Below are 314 nucleotides of genomic sequence, written 5' to 3'. Positions count from 1 at the left end.
CCATTAAGTAGCTCTTGTAAGCTTTGTATACTGCGTTCAACCCGTGCCTGTGTATCGGCACTCGCACTTAACATACTTTGCGCAAATCCTAAGCTTTGTTCCATGGCACTAAAGGTACTTTGTGCGTTATCAGCTACTTGTGTATTAATATCATTAACTTGCTCTCCAATCTGCTGAATATCGGTTAGTAAATACTGATTTTGTTCCACTTGCCCATAACTCGTAGTAGTTTGTTGCTCAATCGTCTGTAAGTGTTTACTCATTTGCTGCATAAAAGCATTCACTACTTTTAGCATTTGCGCTCGCTCTTGTGC

The 314-nt window shown here is 40.4% G+C and carries 1 pseudogene; it reads right to left on the bottom strand.

What is annotated here, in order from left to right:
- A pseudogene (locus AAEY62_RS21405) lies at window positions 1–314 on the bottom strand (methyl-accepting chemotaxis protein); the annotation flags it as partial.

The organism is Pseudoalteromonas sp. GW168-MNA-CIBAN-0100 (assembly GCF_040309225.1).
In the GTDB taxonomy this organism is placed as follows: domain Bacteria; phylum Pseudomonadota; class Gammaproteobacteria; order Enterobacterales; family Alteromonadaceae; genus Pseudoalteromonas; species Pseudoalteromonas arctica.
Note: the sequence above shows the minus strand (reverse complement) of the source record. Positions and strands in the feature narration are given on the sequence as shown.